Here is a 19,233-nt window from a genome sequence, read left to right on the forward strand (position 1 = left end):
TCGGCGTGCCGGCGACGCGGTTTTTTTTCGTTTTCAAGGACGCCGTGAAAACAAATCCACACATGATGTCGCGTCTTGCCCTGTCCCTGCTGTGCGGCTGGCTCCTGGCCGGCGCTGCGGCGGCGGCCACGGCGGACTCGCTGCCGCGCCTGCAACAGCAGGGCAGCGCAAGCCGGCTGCTCGTCGACGGCCGGCCCTTCCTGGTGCTGGGCGGCGAACTGCACAACTCCTCGGCGTCGAACCTGCGCTATCTGGACGGGCTGTGGCCGCGCCTGACAAAGGCAGGTCTGAACACCGTGATCGCGCCGATCGAATGGGACCAGATCGAGCCGACCCAGGGCCGCTATGACTTCACGGTGCTCGACGGGATACTGAAGCAGGCCCGCGCGAACAACATGAAGCTGGTGCTGCTGTGGTTCGGCGCGTGGAAGAATTCGATGTCGACCTATGTGCCGGACTACGTCAAGCTCGACGCCCGACGCTACGCGCGCGCCCGCACCCGCGCCGGCGCGGCGCAGGAAATCCTGACGCCCTTCGACCCCGATACGCTGGCGGCCGACAAGGCGGCGCTGGCCGCGACCATGCGTCACCTGGCCGCCGTCGACCGCGAGCACACGGTGCTCATGCTGCAGATCGAGAACGAGATCGGCATGCTGCCCGAAGTGCGCGACTACAGCCCGCAGGCCGAGCAGGCATGGCAAGGGCAGGTGCCGCCGGCCCTGATCGCCTATCTGCAGGCGCACGCCACCCGGCAACAGCCCGCCTTGCAGCCGGAGCTGCGGCGCCTGTGGGAAGAGCATGGCGCCAGGTCCGCCGGAACGTGGTCCGAAGTGTTCGGCGACTCCGTCGCGGCGCAGGAGGTGTTCCAGGCCTGGGGCTACGCAGCCTTCGTGGAAGAACTGGCGCGCGCCGGCAAGGCCGAATATGCGATCCCGTACTACATCAATGTCGCGCTGAACCGGCCGGGCCGCAAGCCGGGCGAATATCCCAGCGCCGGTCCGCTGCCGCACCTGTTCGATGTCTGGAAGGCGGGCGCGCCCAGCGTCGACCTGATCGGCATGGACATCTATTTCAACAGCTTCCAGGAGTGGGCGCGCAAGTTTAAGCGGGCCGACAATCCGCTGTTCATCCCGGAAGCGAACCGCGCCAACCGCGAAGACTCGGCTACGAATGCCTTGTGGGCGATCGCCGAACTGGACGCCATCGGCTATTCGCCCTTCGGCATCGAAGACATCGCGGAAGGGGCGAAGGACGGACTGCCCGGCGCCTACAGGCTCCTGCGGCAGCTTGCGCCGCTGATCCTGGATGCCCAGGGCCGCGGACGGATGCGCGGCTTCAAGGCGCCGGCATCCTACGACGGGGTCATCGACCGCAAGCCGCAGGAAGCGCTGCTGGGGCGCTATCTGGTGAACGTCAGCTTCGCCAGCCAGTGGGGGACGACGACGGATGCCGAGATCGACCGCCGCGGCGGCCTGGTGATCCAGCTTGGCGAGGACGAGTACCTGATCGCCGGCCGCGGGATCATCGTCACTTTCGCCGATCCGGCCGGCCGCGATTCGGTTGGATTCCTGCGCCTCGCCGAGGGCAGCTTTGAGAGCGGCGGCTGGGTGGAAGGCCGCCTGCTGAATGGGGATGAGAGCCACCAGGGCCGCCACGTCCGGCTGGAGCCGGACGGTTTCACGGTGCAGCGCGTGAAGCTCTACCGCTATCGCTGAGCGGGTTCGTCGCCGTAGGGCGAGATGGTGAGGATGTCGCCGTTCTCGTCGTAGTGGAGTTCCGTGACCTTCACGCTGCGCAGGTGGGTCACGCCTTCCGACAGGCTGCTGTCGTGGTAGAACAGGTAGCTCTTGCCTTCGAAGCTGCAGATCGAATGGTGGGTGGTCCAGCCGATCACCGGGGTCATGATCTGGCCGCGGTAGGTGAAGGGGCCGTAGGGGCTGTCGCCGACCGCATAGCAGAGGAAGTGCGTGTTCCCGGTCGAATACGAGAAGTAGTATTTGCCCTCGTGCTTGTGCAGCCACGGCGCTTCGAAGTAACGGCGATCGTGGTCACCGGCGAGCAGGGGCTGGCCTTGCTCGTCGAGGATCTGCACGGCGCGCGGCGTTTCGGCAAACTGCTTCATGTCTGCCGACAGCTTCGCCACGCGCGGCGGCAGCGCTTCCTGGTCCGCCGGCGGTTCCTGGTTCGCGGCGTCGTACACGTTGTCGCGGTAGTTCTGCAACTGCCCGCCCCAGATGCCGCCGAAAACCATGTAGAAGGCGCCATCGCCGTCTTCGAACACGGCAGGATCGATCGAATAGCTGCCTTCGATCGGCGTGGGCTCGGGCTGGAAGGGACCGGCCGGATGGTCGCTCACGGCGACGCCGATCTGGAAGATGCCGTCCGCGCGCTTGGCCGGGAAGTACAGGTAATACTTGCCGTCCTTGCAGGCGGCATCCGGCGCCCACATCTGGCGCTCTGCCCATGGCACATCCCTGACGTGGAGGGCGACGCCATGGTCGACCGCGTTCGCGCCGGGATGGTCGAGCGAGAGGACGCGGTAGTCCTCCATCGCGAAATGGTCGCCGTTGTCGTTGAAGGGAATGCCGGCCTCAATGTCGTGCGACGGATAGATGTAGATCCTGCCGTCGAACACGTGGGCCGAGGGGTCGGCGGTATAGATGTGGCTTACCAGTGGTTGGGAGATGGCGCGCGCCTTCAGTTCCTGCACGCGCTCCTTGTCGATGATCTCGGACATGTCTGGCCTGATGAAAAGTGGGTCGTTGAAGAATGGTTCAGCGCTGGACGGAGGCGCGGCGTTCGCCGAGTTCGCGCTCGATCTGCAGCTCGGTCGTCTTCCGGATGTCATACAGCATCAGGCTGGCGACGCCGAGCAGGAAGGGAATCGATGCCCACACGCTGACTGACAGCAGAATGCCGTTCGCCGTTTCAGGCGCCTGCACCGGGAGCGAGGCTTCGTAGCCATATGCGGACAGCAGGGCCGCCACCAGGGCGCCGCCGATGCTCAGGCCTGCCTTGAGGCCGAAGATCATCGCGGAAAACAGCAGGGCGGTTGCGCGGCGGTTGTTCTTCCATTCCGAATAGTCGGCCACGTCGGCGATCATGGCCCACAGCAGCGGGATCGTGATGCCGTAGAAGAAGCCGTGCAGCAGCTGGCAGACGAAGACCGGGGCAATCGAGGTGGGGGCGAAGAAGTACAGCGCCAGCATGAACAGCGTCGAGACCAGCAGTGCGGCGCCGAACACGTCGCGCTTGCCGAAGCGGTCGGCCAGCGGCTTGGAGAAGCTGATCCCGATGATCATCATGATGATGCCGACGGCGTTGAACAGGCTGAAGCCCGAGGTGGCGGCATCTTCCGGCCAGTGGAATGCGGTCAGCCCGAGGCCCGCCAGCATCGCGTTCAGTCCGCCGATGAAAGCGTTGAAGCCGATGCCGTTCAGGAAGGCGGCCAGCTGGGCTTCGTTCAGGTAGGTCTTGAAATAGAAGACGTACATGCCGCCCTTCAGTGCGAGCGTCACGAACACCAGGATGGTCAGCACCAGCATGATCACCCAGGGCTTGTTGCCCAGCAGGTCGGCGATATCCTGGCGGATGCTGGAACGCTGCGAGGGCGCCGGCACGATACGCTCGCGGGTGGTGAAGAAGGTAATCAGGAAGAACACGGTGCCGACCAGCGCGAACACGGTCATGATGTTCTTGAAGCCCAGCGCCTTGTCGTCGCCGCCCAGGATCAGCACCAGCGGCAGCAGCAATACCTGGATGATGAACTGGGCTACCATCACGGCGGTGAAGCGGTAGGCCGACAGGCTGTTGCGCTCCGCCATGCTGCCGGTCAGCACGCCGCTCAGGGCGGAGTAGGGCAGGTTGTTGGCCGAGTACACCAGCATCAGCATGATGTAGGTGAGCAGGGCATAGATGATCTTGCCGTGCTCGCCGAGGTCGGGCGTGCTGAAGGCCAGCAGCGCCGTGAGGCCGAAGGGAATCGAGGTCCACAGGATCCAGGGGCGGAATTTGCCCCAGCGTGTGACGGTACGATCCGCCAGCAGGCCCATCAGCGGGTTGAAGCAGGCGCCGACGATGCCGCCGACGAAGATGATGGAAGCTGCCGTGCCCGGTGGAATCTTGTACACGTCGGTGTAGAAGAAGGCGATGAAGGTCAGCAGGGTCTGGAAGATCAGGTTGGCGGCCAGGTCGCCCAGGCTGTAGCCGACCTTTTCGATCACGCTCAGACGTGACGAAGTAGGTTCAGAATGACTCATTGTGTCTCACCGATCGTTATATTTATCCGGTCAGCGATATCGCGAACCGGTTTCTATCATAGTTATATCATAAAATGTAATACGCAATCATTTTTTTGTTGCGTGGGGTTTTCGGTGGCAGGATTCGTCGGGTCAAGCGGATGCCTGCGATTTGATTATTAGCGGCGGCAATATCGATGCCAGGCTGCTCAGCAGGTTGATTAGCGGAACGTCGCGTTGAACCGCCTACAGGGCCACGAAATTCTCGCTGGGCCGCACTACTTTCTCGATGGTTTCTCGCAGCTGAATATGGTTCAACACCTGTGCCGGATGGGCCAGGTGTCGGATTGCCTCGATCGCTTGCGAAGGCGGCAAGGCGCGGCTGAAGTACCAGCCCTGGAATCGCGCAAGCCCGTGCTCTGTGAGCCAATGGAGATCCTGGAACTGTTCCACGCCTTCACAGATGATCTCGGCGTCGAACAGACGGGCGATGTCGATAATCAGCCGAAGCAGTTCAGCAAGCCTGGGGTCGGTAGCGACGCCATTGATGAATTGCCGGTCGACCTTCAGCTTGTCGAAGGTGAGCTCGCATATCGTTTCGAAATTCGAATGACCGGTACCGAAATCGTCGATCGCGACCCGCATACCCAGTGAGCGCAAGCCGAGCAGGCAGGTCTGCAAGCGCTTTGTGTCGACTGCGCTGCTCTCGGTGATCTCGCATTCGAGGTGGCGCCCGTCGATCCCGAAGAAAGCCAGTTGCTCCTGGATTTTCTCCACAATGCCCTCGACGAGCAAGGACTCGCGTGCGAAATTCAGCGCGATCGGGACCGCCGTCACGCCGGCGGCGCGCCATGCCTGGATATCCTGGCAGACGAGTCGCAATACAAACATGTCCAGATAAGACATCTTTCCCACCTGTTCCAGGAAGGGCACGAAGTCTTTCGGGAAGACGAGGCCGGCGACAGGGTGGCGCCACCGCACGAGGGCTTCCATCGAGGTCATGCATCCATTTACCAGGTCGAACTGCGGTTCGTAATGCACCTCGAGCATGCCCTGGCCTCCCTCGTCGCACAAAAGTTCGGACAAGCCAATCAGCATCTCCGACTTCAAACGCGAGGCCGGTTGGTAAAGGTAAGCTGAGGTCAGGGTTGCGGAAGTCGAGGCGCTCGACGCTTCCTGGAGAACGACGGACGGGTCAAGGCCGCAATGTGCAGACACCACCCGCAGGCCGAGACGAGCACGCACGGAATGCTGGCGCCCGCAGCTGAGCGGGATTGTCCGGCTTATCGCCCTCTGCAGGGAAATAAGGCGTTCGGAACTGAGGTCGAGCTTGCCTGGCAGCGCAAACGCGAATCGGTCGCCCCCGAGGTGGCCAACGATCGCATCGGAATCCGACCAAATGACCAGACGCTTGGCCAGCGCACTCAGCAGTTCACGTCCTGCGTTATGGCCGTAAGCGTTGTTCAGGCGCTGGAAAGCCCATAGGTTGATATAGCCGACCGTGACGCCGGCGTCGGAGACGCCGAGCATGTGTCCAAGAGCCTGAATGAAGTGGGTCTCGTTGGCGACACCCGTCGCGACGTTACAATACTTGAGTTCCAGTATTTCCTTGAACAGGCTGGCGAACGTGCGCAGAGCATTGCGTTCCCGTTTTCCTACGCGGCCGGGGTTCTTCCACAGGAGCCATATGAATCCCTGCATCTGGATTGAATCGATACGGATCGGAACCGCCGCGTAATGGCGGCAGGCTGCTTGAGCATGATCGCAAGGAAGGCTCGTGAAGCGGCTATCGGCAGCAATATCATCGATTTCAAACCAATCCTCGACGGCGTTCAAAACACCATCGTCCAGGGAAGCGTCAATGCCGAGGTGCGCGGCAAGTGGACCGAGAAAGCCAGTGGACCAGGTTTCCTTATCCTGTGCAATGTGAATCCCGGCGGCCGCAGCACCGGCATCCTTGGCCAAGCTGCCTACCAGCTGTGTCAGGCGATCGTCATCCAGGCCCGGCAGGCGAGGGAATCGCCATTCGCAATCGCGCGTACCGGGAGACGGATCAAGATTCATATGAATTTGGACTAGTTAGCGATACACGCGACATCCGGCAGCCTCCAGCCGGATGTCGCCAATTTCATGAAAAACTACGGCTTCATGCCGTTTTCCTCTCTACGGTTTGGACAGCACCTGCATTCGCATCGCTTCGACACCGCCCTGGGCAAGTTCCGGCAGCTTGGCGAACCACGCTTTCACGTAGGGCATGGCGTTATGGGCCTCGAAATCCTGTTTCGAAGCGAACACCTCATAGAAAATAAAATGGCCTGGCGCCTCGCGGTCTTCCTGAAGAAAGTAGACGAGGTTCTTGGGGTCGCTGCGCACGAGCGCAATCAGGGGGAGCGTCGCCTGGCGCAAGGCCGCTTCCTTGCCGGGTTTTGCGCGCACTTGGGCAACCACGGAATAGGCGCCGGGAGGGACATCCTGGTAGCGAACCCCTTCTTTTGCAGGCGGATTGGGGGCGGCCGAGACAGCGGTGCTGCCCGCCAGCAGAATAGCCGCTGCGGCGGAATAGATCATTTCACGCATTGCTGCATCCTTTCGTCGTGTTCGGTTCGGTTCGGAGCAAAGGCAAGGCTCAGGCGGCGCCTTGCTGGCGCTTCCTGAGAGCGTCGGCGAAACGCTGCTTGACGGGACCAAGGGCTTTCACGAATTCCAGTTGTTCGCCTTCGGGACCCTTGCAGTAGATGAGTTCCCAACCATCGGAGGGTGCAACCGTGACCTTGTTGGTGTTTGTGCTCTGCGGCGCTTCGAGACGCGCTTTTTCGCTGGTGAGGCGGATGGTACGGTTGGCTCGCACCTGGGTCATGCCGCGACGCCTGGATTCGGCTTCGAGATCGGTGATGAATTTGTTGAAATCGACATCATCCCTGACGTAAAAACAGATGTGCATCATGCGTGGAAACGCTGGACTCATATGCTGCACAGGTTCGGCGAACGACTTCGAACTGCCCATGGGCTGTTCCGCGTCCCGGTATTGCAGAAGCTCGATGACGACGTTGTCGAACTGGACGAAGCGGACGTCGAGTCGCTGCGAACCACCTCGCAGATCGGGCACCCCGATGGTACGGGGGTTGACGCCCAGCTCGGTGGCGCGAATTTCCTGGTCCGCGAGCAGGGTATTCTGCACCGTATCGCCTTGAAAGTCGCCGTGGCGGAAGACTTCGGTGCCGCCAAGGACCTGCGTATAGAACTCGAAAGCGCGCTCCATGTTCTGCACCGTGAGTCCGAAGTGCTGAATGCCCTGCAGGCGTGCGCCTAGTGCGCCATTGCTACGTGTTGCAGTGGAAGTCTTGCTGCCTGCCTGGACTTGGGCCGCGGCCGGAGTGAGGGCTGAGGAACCGACAAGGCCTGCGGCCAGGGCGCCGCCCATGGTTTGCATGGCTTCACGCCGCTGCTTGTTTTCTGGATTCTTTGGACTGCTCGACATGATTGCTCCACTAAAGATTGATTCGAAGATTCCACTTTGGATACTGATAGCAGCGCATTACGTGTACGTTGCTACAGCCGGGGAATGTATTGAAGTGGCGCGCTGATCGGTAGTAAAAATCGGTAAAGTGCAGTCAAGCGTCTTGAGAATCGGAAGTTGCCTCGTTAACGGGGCCGCCGGTTTTTGGCTGTCCGGATTCAGGGGGCCGCTTCGCTGGTTGCATTTCCTGCTGCGGCATCCATACCGCCAGGTCCCAGGCATTGCGGGCACCGACGATCAACAGGAAAACCATGGTCGCTCCAAGAGCGGGCAGTGCGAACGCCGCATCGCGCAGCATGAATATACTTGCCGCGACTGTCAGGACATAGGCAGCATATGGCAGGGCGATGTACCAGATCCAGTCCATCGCTGACAGATTCTTTTCGCGCCAGCGGCGCGGCGCGCGTGTCCACCACATATAGACAATCGACAGCAATGCGCCAAGGCATAAGGTCCATCCTGTCAGCTCGCGCGGGATTCCCGAGCCCAACAGCAAGTGGGATACAGCCAGGACCGCACAAAAATGCACCGCATTTGGCGAAATGAATGCCCGTACACCCGTCTTGTTTTCGGAAGCGATAATCGAGGGGCCGAGTGAAATAACGACGAACAGCGCACCCATGAGAGTCGCCGCCGCTGTACCGCTGAGTACAAAAAATTCGTGCCAATGTTCCAGTTGGTCAGACCAGGATGCTTCCATGAATTCTCCGAATGATAGTGGCGATCTCGTGCGATCGCGCCGCGATTACAGCACGGACGCTATGGGGAACGCGACCCGATTAACGTCTATTAACCAGTCTTAACCATGGCGCCGGACAGATTTTCGAAGCCGCTGCATTAAACTTGCGGTATGCATCGTCGAATCTTGGCCGCGGTATTACCGGAAGAAGACCATGAACGCATCGCTACCATCGATTACCGCCATGGCGGACATGCGCTTGACGCGGCTTGTGGCAATGCTGTTGCGCATGACCGGTGCCGATGCGGGAGGCCTCAGCATCGTGTACCGCGACGAGATCTGGCGGCCCAGTACACGGCTCAGACTTGCCTGAGGAAGGTGAGCAGGTAAGTGAAATAGTCGGCCTGCGCATCCCACATCGACAAATGACTGCCCGTGACGCAGACTTCCGCCCTGGCGTTCGGCATCATCGATGCCATCTTCCGGATGTCGGCGGGATCCATTTCGTCGTGGGTCGCGCCGATGGCAAGTGTGCGCACCTTGATCTCATGCAGCCGGTCCCAGCGCTCCCAATCCTTCATGTTGCCATCGATGACAAATTCGCTTTTTCCCTGCATCCGGTTATAAATCGCGGGGTTGATGCGGGCAAAGGCGCGCGTGACCGGCTCGGGCCATGGCTGGAGCCGGCAGATCACTTTCGGATACAGATGTTCCATCATGATGGCTTCGTATTCCGGAGCATCGTAAGCCTTGCGGGCTTCGAGGGCTTCGAGCTGTGTGCGGACGGCCGGCGGCAGCTCGCGCTTGATCGCGGCAAGGCGTTTCAGCACCGACTGTATGCCGGCAGTCATGTTGGAGACGACCATGCCGCGCAGGCGCTGCGGATGGTGCAACGCATACTCGATGGCCAGCATGCCGCCCCACGAATGACCGTACAACACGAATTGATCCAGACCGAGACCCGCGCGCACTTCTTCCAGCTCTTCCAGGTAGCGCGGCAGCGTCCACAGAGCGGGGTCGTCGGGACGGTCGGAGTTGCCGCAACCGAGCTGGTCGTAATAGATCATTTCGATTCCCGCCTGCGGCAGGAACGATTCCATCGCTTCGAGGTAGTCGTGGGAGAACCCCGGGCCGCCATGCAGCAACAGCACTTTGACCGGTCCGCTGCCGATACGCTTGGTCCAGACCTTGTATTTTCCGCCAACGACGGGAAGCATCTTGATGCCGGCCGTGCGGATGCCGGGCGGATTCAGGCCATCCGGCTTCATGGTAGCGATCAGGGGTGAGGCAGGGGGTGTTTGCGCGGCACGGGCGGGAGCCGATGGCAGGACGCTGGCGGACATGGCGGCGCTGGTGACTAGAAAATCTCGGCGATGCATAAGGTTTTGTGACTCCGGAATAAATTGGTGGGAACTCACCAGAAGTGAATGCGCTTCGATGGTGGAAGATAGAGAGCGTTACCAGGCTTGACGCCGAAGGCCGTGTACCAGGCGTCGACATTGCGCAGTGCGCCATTGATCCTGAACACTGGCGGCGCATGCGTATCGACCAGCACCAGCTGGCGTAGCGCCTCTTCCTTGATGACGGTACGGCGGCCCTGGGCATAAGCAAGGAAAAACCGTTGCTCGCCGCTCAGGCCGGCAATGCGTTTGGCCTTGCCGTGCCTTGCCTGATATGCCTGGTAAGCCGCATAGGCAGCTTCGATGCCGCTCAGATCCGCCATGTTTTCACCGAGCGTGAGCCTGCCGTTGACGGGGACGCCGGGAAATACGCGATAGCCGTCATATTGTGTGGCCAGCGCGTCTGCACGCCTGCGGAAGGCCTGCGCCGCGGATGCCGACCACCACGCTTCGGTGCGCCCGTCGGGACCGAATTGACGACCCTGGTCATCGAAGGCATGCCCGATCTCGTGCCCTATCAGCACGCCGATTGCACCGTAATTGACGGCGGCGTCCGCGTCGGGATCGAACAGAGGCGGTTGAAGGATGGCAGCCGGAAATACAATGGCGTTCGCATGCTGGTCGTAGTAGGCATTCATTTGCTGGGGCGTCGTGACCCAAAGCGCACGGTCGACCGGCCGGTGCAGGCGCTCGGCCTCGATGCGCCGGGCGAATTCGCGTGCGCGCAGCATATTGCCGAGCAAATCGTCAGGCGCGATGTCCAGCGCAGCCTGGTCGGGATAGTGGTCCGGCCGGCCGATGAGCAGCTTCAACGCATCGAGCTTGGCGAGCGCGCGCCGCCGTGTTGCCGCATCCATCCAGCGCGCGCCGGCAATGCGAACCCGAAAAGCAGCCTGCACGTCGGCGACGAGTTCACGGGCCTGCCTGTCGGCAGCGGCTGAATAATGGCGCGCTGCGTAAATCCTGCCGACCGCCGCGTCGAGCGTGCCGTTGACAAGACGTATGCCGCGCCGCCAGCGTTCCGGCTGCACCTGCATGCCGGACAGCGTCCCGCCGTGGAAGGCGAAGCTGGCGTCCGCCAGCCGCTTTGGCAAATACGCCGCGTGGTCGGCGACAAAGCGGTAGCCGAGGTAATCCTTCCATGTTTGCAGCGGCACCGTGTGGAGCAGAGCGCCCAGGGCGGCGACGGCGCTTTTCTGCAGCACCAGCACGCGGGCGTCGGGCGCCAGCCCATAGTCGGCCAGCAGGCGGTCCCAGTCCAAGCCCGGCAGCACCTGCGCCAGGTCGGCGCGCCGCTCGATACCGCTGGCGCCGTCCGACTCGCGCGACTGTGCCCTGGACCAGTGCAGGCGCGCCATCGCCGTCTCGAGCGCGATGATGGCGTCCGTGCGGGCCTCGGCATCGCTGATTCCCGCGAGCTGGTGCATCGCAAGTACATGGGAACGGTAGGCGGCGCGGACCCGGCGATCATGCTCGCCATCGCCCACATAAAAATCGCGCGGCATGCCGAGGCTGCCCTGGCCGATCGTCAGGACATAGGCGGCCGGGTTGTCCGGATCGGTGTCGATACCGAGCTCGATCGGCGACGCAAGGTAGGGCAGGGCCATCGTGGCTTGCAGGCCGACGGTGTCCTGGATCGCGGCTATCCGGGCCAGCCAGGGCGACAGGACGGCATTGCCGCGCGCTTCGATGCCGGCTTCGTCCATCCAGCTCCGGTACAGGGCGCCGACCTGCCGTTCGCCGCGGTCGAGGGACGGTTTGCTTGCCATGTCTTCGATGATCTGCCTGACGTCGGCCTCGACCGTCTGGCGCATGGCGACGCTGACGCCGGCCGCATCGCTGTCGCTGGCGATCCTGATGCGTCGCGCCCACCCGCCATTGGCGTAGGACCAGAAATCGTCGCCAGGGAGGATATCCGTCGCACGGGCGCCGAGATCGATGCCGAAGCTGCCATACACGGGCTGCGCGGCGGTGGCCGGTTTGGTAGCGACAAGGGAAAGCGCGAGCAGCGCGGCAAAGCAGGATTTGGCTGGCATGGTGGCATGGGTGTGATCGGGCGGCCGCAACTATAGAGATTGCGGCGCGCTGCGGCCAGAGGCGGCCGGTTAAATCTTGTAAATCCCCAGGTGTGCCGGACGCGCTTTACCACTATTTACCAAAATTTCCTGGCGGAATTTCGGCCGTGCCGGAAAATGCACGCTTTTGCCTTCAGAAATGCATATGAACCATGCCGGGTGAACGACCGGAAACCAACGTGCCCGGCGCGCGGCTGCGCGGCGCCGACCTGCCGCTTCTGGTCTCGCTGGATATGCTGCTGGAAGAGTGCAACGTCACACGTGCGGCGGCAAGGCTGCACCTGAGCCAGCCGGCGTTGTCGGCGCAGCTGTCCCGGCTGCGCCGTTTGTTCGGCGATCCTTTGCTCATCCCTTCCGCGAACGGCAGGGGGCTGGTACGGTCGCCTTTCGCGGCGCGCCTGCAGAGGCGGCTGCGGCCTGCGCTGACCGCGCTGTCGGAGGCCTTGCACGCCGACGAGTTCCGTCCCGAGCGCAGCACGCGCTGCTTCAATATCGCCGCGACCGGCGCCGCCGCGGCCATGGTCGTGCCGGCGCTGATCGCTCGCATCCGTGCCGCGGGCTGCAAGGATCTGCGCTTCGTCACTGCCACGCTGGACCAGGCGAAGCTGGCCTTCCAACTCGAGCGCGGCGAGGTCGACCTCTGCCTGGGACCGGCGTGCATGCTGCCGCCCGGCCTGCGCAGTGTCGAGCTGCTGGACACGCCGCACGTACTGGTCCAGCGCCGCGGGCATCCACGAAGCATGGCGCCGGTTGCGATCGCCGAGTATTGCGCTGCGCTCGAGCACGCGAATGTCGGCGGACTGCACGGCTATCTCGACGAGCAGCTCTACCGCCAGGGCCATACGCGCCATGTCGGGATAGCCTTGCGCGATTTCAGCCTGGTGCCGCCCTTGCTGCGGTCCAGCGACCTCGTATGTACCCTGCCGGAGAAGCTGGCCAAGGTGCTGGATGGAAGCCTGGAGCGGGTCGAGCTCGGTTTTTCCATGCCGTCGTATGTGCTGTGCATGGCTTGGCATGCGCGCAGCGAAGAGGATCCGGGCGTCGCATGGCTGCGTGGCGAAGCGGCGGCGGCAGTCGCCGCATAGCACGTCAGGCGATACCGCCGTCCATCAACTGCCGCGCCTGCTGCAGGTCGGCGCTATCGAAGCCTTCGTCGAAGCTTGCAAATACATCCGCCAGGGTCGCCAGGCCGGCGCCGCTGCGGCCGCGCTGCCGGTCAAGGCGCACCAGGCTGGCGGCGGCGCGGAGCGACCACAGCCGCGCCTGCTGGCGCGCGGATACCTCGAGGGCTTGTGCAAAACACTGCTCGGCAGCCGGCGCAGCGTCCTTCGCCAGCAGTTCACCCTTGATGCGCCACAGCTCGGCGAGGCACCAGCCTTCGTCACGGCCTTCCGCGAAAGCCAGGGCCTGGCCGATGAGTTCCAAGGCTTCGGTCCGGCGTCCGTTCCGGCCCAGCGCTTCCGCGAGCATGCCCATGTAAATGGAATAGCGGTACTGGAAACCGGTACGGCGCATTTCGTCGAGCGCAGCATAAATGTCGGCGGCACTCGCCAAATGACCGCTGCGGAGATCGAGCAAGGCGAGCAGCGAGCGCCGCATGCCGTCGAGTACGGCGATTGCATTGCGGCTCAGGAGCTCGCCAAGCTCGCCGAGCAGGCTTTCAGCCTCGTCCGCGCAGCTGCGCACAGCCAGGCATGCCGCGTTCGCCAATGCGCCCAGCAGCGAGAGCGCATGGCCGGAAAGCCGCGCATTGCGCACCGCTTCGTCCATCGTCCGTTTTGCCTGGTCCGGATAACCGAGCACCCACAGGACATTTCCGAGGACCGACAAGGTGGCGATGCGCTGATCCACCTGAAAGCGTGCAATATGGCGGTCGTGCGCCGCGATTTCGGTGCGCTCCAGCATGAGCTCGAGGTGGCGCCGTGCGGCGGGTTCTTCGCCCAATGAGTGGTAGGCCGTGCCGACCAGGCGCTCGACGCTGGCGCTGGCAGCACGATCGCCGATGCGCACGGCGATCGCACGGAAGCGTTCGGCCAGCAGCAATACCGAGCGGAATTCCCCGACGTAGCCGCGATGCATCCCCAGGCCCCACAGCGCACGAAGCTGGTATTCGTCGTCTCCGAGGCCTTCCGCGAGTTCGAGCGCGCGGATCCAGGCATCGCCGGCTTCATCCAGCGGGCCGCGGGTGTGCAGCGTAGCGCCGGCATGCGCCGCGTACAGCTTCATCAGGTCGGCGGGCGCGGGCTGGTGTTCGCCATCGCCGGCGGCAAGTGCGCGCAGTGTCGCTTGGCGGCATTCGTCGACCAGCGACAAGTGCATCCATAGGGGAATCGCCGTCACCGTCAGTTTGATGCCTAGCGGGATGTCGCCGCTGGCGGCGTAAGCCCATCCGAGCGCGCCGCGGACGTCCTCGAGCCAGCGGCTCTGTTCGCTTTTAGGGCCGGCGCCGCCCGCGAAGCGGCCATCTTCTCCGGCGCGGCGCAGCCAAGCCAGCACGAATTCCGCATGGCGCCGGCGCAGTACCGATGTTTCATCGGACGCATCCAGCTTTTCGAGGGCATAGGCTCTGGTGGTGTCGAGCAGGCGATAGACCGCCCCGGCGCCGCCGAGGTCCGCCACCAGCAGTGATTTCGCCACCAGGTTGCCTACGCCATCGATGATCGCCGCCGTGTCGAGCTCAGGCGAGGACAGCACTGCGGTTGCCGCGTCGATCGTGAAAGCATCGGCAAATACGCCTAGGCCGCGTAAAATCTTGCGCTCGCTCTCCGGCAGGAACTCATAGCTCCAGTCGAGCGCGGCTGCAAGCGTGCGGTGGCGTATCTGCGCACCGCGGCGTCCGCGCTTGAGAAGGCGGAAGCGGTCGTCCAGGCGCGCCGCGAGTTCGATGGCACCGAAGGCGTCGATGCGGGTCGCCGCCAACTCGATGGCAAGCGCGATGCCTTGCAGCCGGCGACAGATTTCCGCCACCGCCGGTGCATCGGCGTCGCTCAGGCGATAACCTGCGCAGCTGTCGGCTGCGCGTTCGACGAACAGTTGCACGGCGGCGTACTGCAGGGCTTCCGTTGCGCGCAGTGGCACATCGTCGACCGGATAGTTCAGCGGAGCAAGGTGGTGGACTTGTTCGCCACTGATCCTCAAGGGTTCGCGGCTGGTCGCCAACAGCACCGTGCCCGGCGCTTCGGTCGCGATGCACTGCACCAGATCGGCTGCGGAATCGATCACGTTCTCACAACTATCGAGCACGAGCAGATGCCTGCGCGGGCGTAGCCAGGTCAAGACAGCTTGTACGGGGTCGCCTGAGTGGATGGTAAGCCCAAGTGCCGTTGCTACAGTTCCGGCAGTAAATTCTCCGCTCGAGATGCGGCTGAGGTCGACGAAACAGACCTCTACGCCGGTTTCGCTGGCGAAGGCGGCGGCGGTTTCCACCGCAACGGTCGTCTTGCCGATACCGCCCGGACCGACGACGGTCAGCAAGCGGCGCGGCGCCAGCGCTTCCACCAGTGCCGCCACCACCTCCTCGCGTCCTATCGTGCGTGTCAGCGGCGGCGACAGATACCGTGTCGGCAGAGCGGCGGCGGGTACGATGCCGCGACCGTCGTCCGGCCCGGTACTGACCGGCGTGACGAAGCTGTAGCCGCGCCCGCTGGTCGTGACGATGTGGCTGCGCTCCGGGTCGACGTCGCCGAGCGCACGCCGCAAGGCGGCAACGTGCACCTTCAGGTTGCTCTCTTCGACGACATTGACAGGCCATACTCGCGCAATCAGCTCACGTTTTGAAACCAGTTCGCCGGGCCGCTCGAGCAGGGTCAGGAGTATGTCGAGCGCGCGCGCGCCCACGCGCACAGGCTGGCCTTCGTACAGCAGTAGTTGCCTTGCCGGAATAAAGCGAAATGCACCGAAATGGAATTCACGTTCAGTGGGGGAGGAAGCGGGTTCGCTGCGTGCTTGCATGGGACCACCGATGTCGAGCGGCGTGCGGAAAGCGCACGCCGTGACTGCAGAGTCTAGCACCGCGACGGAAGTTGGGCAGGCAGCCGTAGGCTCAGGGCATGTAGTGGTTTGCATGCCACGCATCCTGCGGCATGCCGGGGGAACACGCAAATCGAATAAATGTATGACCGGTCATCCACTTGGCAAATACATGCGCGGCAGGCGTGTCAGGCGAGCCTTGGGTAGTCGGTATAGCCATGGGCGCCGCCCCCGTAGAAGGTCGTATGGTCGGGTTCGGCAAGCGGGAGGTTGCGGTGCAGCCTCTCGACCAAGTCGGGGTTGGCGATCATCGGGCGGCCGAACGCGACCATATCCGCATGGCCGGATGCGACTGCTGCGATCGCCATCTCGCGGTCATAGCTGTTGTTGGCGATGTAGGCGCCTCCGAATGCCGCGTGCAAACGCTTGAAGTCGAAGGCTGCGGCGGCATTGCTGCCGCGGGTCTGTCCTTCAATACAGTGCAGGTAGGCCAGCCCCAGCTTGCCGAGTTGTTCCGCATAGTAGCCGTAGGTGCCTTGGGGATCGCTGTCCAGGGGCGTATCGCCGACCGCGCGGGTGATCGGCGACATGCGCACGCCGACCCGCCCCGGCTCCCAGACCTCGGCAACGGCGCGCACGACCTCGATGGGAAATCTGGTGCGGTTTTCCACGTTTCCGCCGTACTGGTCGGTGCGGTGGTTGGTGCTGTCGCGTACAAACTGTTCCAGCAGATAGCAGTTCGCCGAATGCACTTCCACGCCGTCGAAGCCCGCCGCCTTCGCGCACCGGGCGGCATGCCGGTAGTCTTCGATGACGCGGGGTATTTCAGCGGTGTCGAGCGCGCGCGGCATCGAAGGAGCGGCAAACGTATTTGATGCGAGGAAGATCTGCTCGCCGGCGCGAATGGCCGACGGCGCGACAGGTGCGGCGCCGTTTTCCTGCAAATCGACGTGCGACATCCGGCCGACATGCCAAAGCTGGCAAACGATCTTGCCGCCTTCCTGATGCACGGCCTCCGTCACGCTTCGCCAGGCGTCGATGTGTGCCTCGGTAAAGATACCGGGGGTCAGCGCGTAACCCTGGCCCTCACGCGAGATGTTGGTGGCCTCGCTGATGATCAGCCCCACCGAAGCGCGCTGCCGGTAATACTCGACCGCCAGCGCCGAGTGGACGCCGGACAGGCTGGCGCGTGAACGCGTCAGCGGCGCCATCGCGATGCGGTTGGCGACCATGATGTCGCCGATCCGGGTGGGAGAAAATAGTGTCGATTCGCTCATGGACATGCAGCCTCCGAAAAAATGTCACTTACCTTAGCCCGTACGAAACGCGGTTTGAAGTTAAGTCTGGTTTATTTCCGTTGACGGCGGGTCTCCCTGTTTTTAACCAAATGCGCCGAAAAATAACCGGACACGGCGCTGTCGCAGGCATTAACTGCTTGCTTGAGATTGGAAAGGAATCTTCATGAAGTTGCAGCTCGACGATATGGCGCGCGTCATCCAGTTCACCGCAACCACCTCATCCGGCTTGTCAGTGTGCGTGGTCATTGCCACGCTCTTCCCGGGGAATAGCACAAGCCTACCGCTCGCACGCCGCCGAGCTCGGCGATTCTCCTGTGGTGGTGTCGATAGGCGCAGGTATCGGATCAGCAGGATGAGGCGGAACGGGAAGCGAATTGTTGTTAAGCCGCTGGTCATCTGCCGGGGTAGCTTTTACCAAAATTTACTGGAACTTACTGGACCAGGTAGCGGGTTTTGGTGTCCCTTATACGGATGCTAACAAAGACCAACAAAGACGCATGGCTGCCGGTCGCGCACGAGCGGCGGCCGTCAGGGATCGAGCGGGAATACCGCTTCGGGCCTTTCCGTTACATGCCAGCGCGCCAGCGTCTACTTTGTGGCGACACGCAAGTGCGGGTTGGCGGCCGGGCGCTGGATATCCTGGCCGTCCTGTTGGAGTACCCTGGGGAAGTCGTATCAAAAAGCGAGTTGATCAAACGGGTATGGCCGCGTACCGTCGTCGAGGACAGCAATCTCAAGGTCCAGCTGTCTGCCCTTCGGCGAGCACTTGGGGAAGGCGAGGATGGAAAAAGTTACGTCGTCACCGTGAATCGGCGCGGATACCGTTTCGTCGCGCCCGTGACCTACAGGCTGACGAGCAAATCGGATGCGGTGCTGATGCTGTCCGCAAGGTCCGACGCCGACAGCGGCGACCATCTGCCGGTCTCACCTGTGAAAGCGATAGGCCGGCGTGAAGCGATCGAAAGCCTGGCCGGGATCCTGGCGCTGCGCCGGGTGGCGACCATCGTCGGTCCCGGGGGCGTCGGCAAGACGACCGTTGCACTTGCGGCCGGCGAAGCATTGGCGGAACAACAATCGGCGCGGCTCTGCTACGTCGATCTGGGGGAGGTGGCGGGGCATGCGGGGGGCACTGCGGCGCTGGCCGGGGCACTGGGCATCGCCGACCGCGAAGGCGACGCCATGGCCGCCGTGCTGGCAACCCTGCGCAGACTGCCCGCGCTGCTGATCCTCGACAGCTGCGAACGTGTGCTGGATGCGGCCGCCGTGTTGGTCGAGCTCATCAGCGTGAACGCGCCGGGAACGAGCATACTCGCCACCAGCCGCGAAGCACTCAGGATCCCTGGCGAATATGTCTACCGCCTTCCTCCTTTGGCCGTGCCCCCGCAACAAGCCAGCTTGAGCGCACTGGAGGCGATGGCGTTTCCAGCAGTGCGCCTGTTTGCGGAGCGCGCGGCCGAATGCGTCGAAGGCTATCAGTTGAGCGATGCCGATGCACCGGCTGTCGCGGAGATCTGCCGCCGTCTTGACGGCATGCCGATGGCAATCGAACTGGCCGCCATACGCATGGATGCCCTCGGTGCCTGCGAGCTGGCGGCTCGTCTCGACGAGCGATTCCGGCTGCTGGGAAGAGGACGGCGCAGCATCCACGCACGGCACCGTACGCTGGTGGCAACGCTCGACTGGAGTTATGCGCTGCTTCCCGCCGACGAACAGCGGATCCTGCGCGGCCTGGCCGTGTTCGGGGGCGCGTTCACGCTGGATGCCGCGCTCGCGCTGTTCGCGGACAGTGGACTCGATGCGAGCCAGGTCGTGGATGGCGTGGCGAATCTGGTCGAAAAATCCTTGTTGTCGGCGGACCTGGGCGAGACGATCGTGCGCTACCGTTTGCTTGCAACGACGCGCGCCTGTGCGATCGACAAGCTCGAGGCGTCCGGCGAAGCGCAATCGATACGCTGGCGCCATGCCGAGCTGCAGTATGGGGCGCTGAACCTTGCGGCCCAGGCCGAATGGCATGCCCATGAGTATGGAACCGAGCATGTCCTGCCGGGATAGCCGCG

General features: G+C 63.1%; 14 protein-coding genes. 4 read left to right on the plus strand and 10 right to left on the minus strand.

Translation table 11 applies throughout. The features are described from left to right. Positions 1 to 44 precede the first annotated feature (44 nt). Positions 45 to 1,715 (plus strand): GH35 family beta-galactosidase, encoded by a 1,671-nt coding sequence (locus AC07PE_RS14985; protein ID WP_498765739.1) that lies wholly within the window; start codon positions 45 to 47, stop codon positions 1,713 to 1,715. On the opposite strand, the gene AC07PE_RS14990 is transcribed toward AC07PE_RS14985, so the two are convergent. The 6 genes from AC07PE_RS14990 to AC07PE_RS15015 all read right to left on the minus strand — a co-directional run bounded on the left by AC07PE_RS14990 (position 1,706) and on the right by AC07PE_RS15015 (position 8,455). After that, the gene (locus tag AC07PE_RS14990) at positions 1,706 to 2,737 is read right to left on the minus strand and encodes a glycoside hydrolase family 43 protein (RefSeq protein ID WP_498765741.1); all 1,032 of its coding nucleotides are present in this window, start codon (positions 2,735 to 2,737) and stop codon (positions 1,706 to 1,708) included. The genes AC07PE_RS14985 and AC07PE_RS14990 overlap by 10 nt on opposite strands. Before the next feature lie 37 nt (positions 2,738 to 2,774). Then, the gene (locus AC07PE_RS14995; protein ID WP_498765743.1) at positions 2,775 to 4,259 is read right to left on the minus strand and encodes an MFS transporter; all 1,485 of its coding nucleotides are present in this window, start codon (positions 4,257 to 4,259) and stop codon (positions 2,775 to 2,777) included. A 225-nt stretch (positions 4,260 to 4,484) separates the two neighbouring features. After that, positions 4,485 to 6,302 carry an EAL domain-containing protein gene (locus AC07PE_RS15000; protein ID WP_498765745.1) on the minus strand — a complete coding sequence of 606 codons (1,818 nt, stop codon included), beginning with the start codon at positions 6,300 to 6,302 and terminating at the stop codon, positions 4,485 to 4,487. Positions 6,303 to 6,401: 99 nt separating this feature from the next. After that, on the minus strand, positions 6,402 to 6,815 hold the full coding sequence (locus AC07PE_RS15005) for a putative quinol monooxygenase (protein ID WP_498765747.1): 414 nt from the start codon (positions 6,813 to 6,815) through the stop codon (positions 6,402 to 6,404). 49 nt (positions 6,816 to 6,864) lie between these two features. Continuing rightward, positions 6,865 to 7,716 carry a VOC family protein gene (locus AC07PE_RS15010; protein ID WP_498765749.1) on the minus strand — a complete coding sequence of 284 codons (852 nt, stop codon included), beginning with the start codon at positions 7,714 to 7,716 and terminating at the stop codon, positions 6,865 to 6,867. Between the two features lie 133 nt (positions 7,717 to 7,849). Then, complete coding sequence (locus tag AC07PE_RS15015) at positions 7,850 to 8,455, minus strand: hypothetical protein (RefSeq protein ID WP_498765751.1); 606 nt, start codon at positions 8,453 to 8,455, stop codon at positions 7,850 to 7,852. A 193-nt stretch (positions 8,456 to 8,648) separates the two neighbouring features. Here AC07PE_RS15015 and AC07PE_RS15020 point away from each other — a divergent pair, with 193 nt between their 5' ends. Continuing rightward, positions 8,649 to 8,807: a hypothetical protein gene (locus AC07PE_RS15020; RefSeq protein ID WP_498765753.1), complete on the plus strand. Its 159-nt coding sequence runs from the start codon at positions 8,649 to 8,651 to the stop codon at positions 8,805 to 8,807. Here the strand turns inward: AC07PE_RS15020 and AC07PE_RS15025 are convergent. Together AC07PE_RS15025 and AC07PE_RS15030 are read right to left on the minus strand one after the other, a co-directional pair. Next, on the minus strand, positions 8,794 to 9,777 hold the full coding sequence (locus AC07PE_RS15025; protein WP_498765755.1) for a proline iminopeptidase-family hydrolase: 984 nt from the start codon (positions 9,775 to 9,777) through the stop codon (positions 8,794 to 8,796). The genes AC07PE_RS15020 and AC07PE_RS15025 overlap by 14 nt on opposite strands. A 71-nt stretch (positions 9,778 to 9,848) precedes the next feature. Then, positions 9,849 to 11,870: a M13 family metallopeptidase gene (locus AC07PE_RS15030; RefSeq protein WP_498765757.1), complete on the minus strand. Its 2,022-nt coding sequence runs from the start codon at positions 11,868 to 11,870 to the stop codon at positions 9,849 to 9,851. Between the two features lie 191 nt (positions 11,871 to 12,061). Between AC07PE_RS15030 and AC07PE_RS15035 the strand changes: the two genes are divergently transcribed. Beyond that, positions 12,062 to 12,994, plus strand: a complete 933-nt coding sequence (locus AC07PE_RS15035) for a LysR family transcriptional regulator (protein ID WP_498765759.1) — start codon at positions 12,062 to 12,064, stop codon at positions 12,992 to 12,994. Positions 12,995 to 12,998: 4 nt separating this feature from the next. On the opposite strand, the gene AC07PE_RS15040 is transcribed toward AC07PE_RS15035, so the two are convergent. Beyond that, a complete protein-coding gene (locus AC07PE_RS15040; protein ID WP_498765761.1) occupies positions 12,999 to 15,860 on the minus strand; it encodes an ATP-binding protein in 2,862 nt (953 codons plus the stop codon). Between the two features lie 206 nt (positions 15,861 to 16,066). Beyond that, positions 16,067 to 17,161, minus strand: a complete 1,095-nt coding sequence (locus tag AC07PE_RS15045) for an alkene reductase (RefSeq protein ID WP_498765763.1) — start codon at positions 17,159 to 17,161, stop codon at positions 16,067 to 16,069. A gap of 486 nt (positions 17,162 to 17,647) precedes the next feature. Between AC07PE_RS15045 and AC07PE_RS15050 the strand changes: the two genes are divergently transcribed. Then, positions 17,648 to 19,228, plus strand: coding sequence for an ATP-binding protein (locus tag AC07PE_RS15050; protein WP_498765765.1), 1,581 nt, complete (start codon positions 17,648 to 17,650; stop codon positions 19,226 to 19,228). Positions 19,229 to 19,233: the final 5 nt, after the last annotated feature.

The sequence above is a fragment of the Telluria sp. GW821-FHT07G12 genome (genome assembly GCF_059418525.1).

Coding starts and splice junctions, on each gene's coding strand:
- AC07PE_RS14990 (WP_498765741.1), bottom strand. CDS start 2,737: ATGTCCGAGATCATCGACAAGGAGCGCGTGCAGGAACTGAAGGCGCGC.
- AC07PE_RS14995 (WP_498765743.1), bottom strand. CDS start 4,259: ATGAGTCATTCTGAACCTACTTCGTCACGTCTGAGCGTGATCGAAAAG.
- AC07PE_RS15000 (WP_498765745.1), bottom strand. CDS start 6,302: ATGAATCTTGATCCGTCTCCCGGTACGCGCGATTGCGAATGGCGATTC.
- AC07PE_RS15005 (WP_498765747.1), bottom strand. CDS start 6,815: ATGCGTGAAATGATCTATTCCGCCGCAGCGGCTATTCTGCTGGCGGGC.
- AC07PE_RS15010 (WP_498765749.1), bottom strand. CDS start 7,716: ATGTCGAGCAGTCCAAAGAATCCAGAAAACAAGCAGCGGCGTGAAGCC.
- AC07PE_RS15015 (WP_498765751.1), bottom strand. CDS start 8,455: ATGGAAGCATCCTGGTCTGACCAACTGGAACATTGGCACGAATTTTTT.
- AC07PE_RS15020 (WP_498765753.1), top strand. CDS start 8,649: ATGAACGCATCGCTACCATCGATTACCGCCATGGCGGACATGCGCTTG.
- AC07PE_RS15025 (WP_498765755.1), bottom strand. CDS start 9,777: ATGTCCGCCAGCGTCCTGCCATCGGCTCCCGCCCGTGCCGCGCAAACA.
- AC07PE_RS15030 (WP_498765757.1), bottom strand. CDS start 11,870: ATGCCAGCCAAATCCTGCTTTGCCGCGCTGCTCGCGCTTTCCCTTGTC.
- AC07PE_RS15035 (WP_498765759.1), top strand. CDS start 12,062: ATGCCGGGTGAACGACCGGAAACCAACGTGCCCGGCGCGCGGCTGCGC.
- AC07PE_RS15040 (WP_498765761.1), bottom strand. CDS start 15,860: ATGCAAGCACGCAGCGAACCCGCTTCCTCCCCCACTGAACGTGAATTC.
- AC07PE_RS15045 (WP_498765763.1), bottom strand. CDS start 17,161: ATGTCCATGAGCGAATCGACACTATTTTCTCCCACCCGGATCGGCGAC.
- AC07PE_RS15050 (WP_498765765.1), top strand. CDS start 17,648: ATGCTAACAAAGACCAACAAAGACGCATGGCTGCCGGTCGCGCACGAG.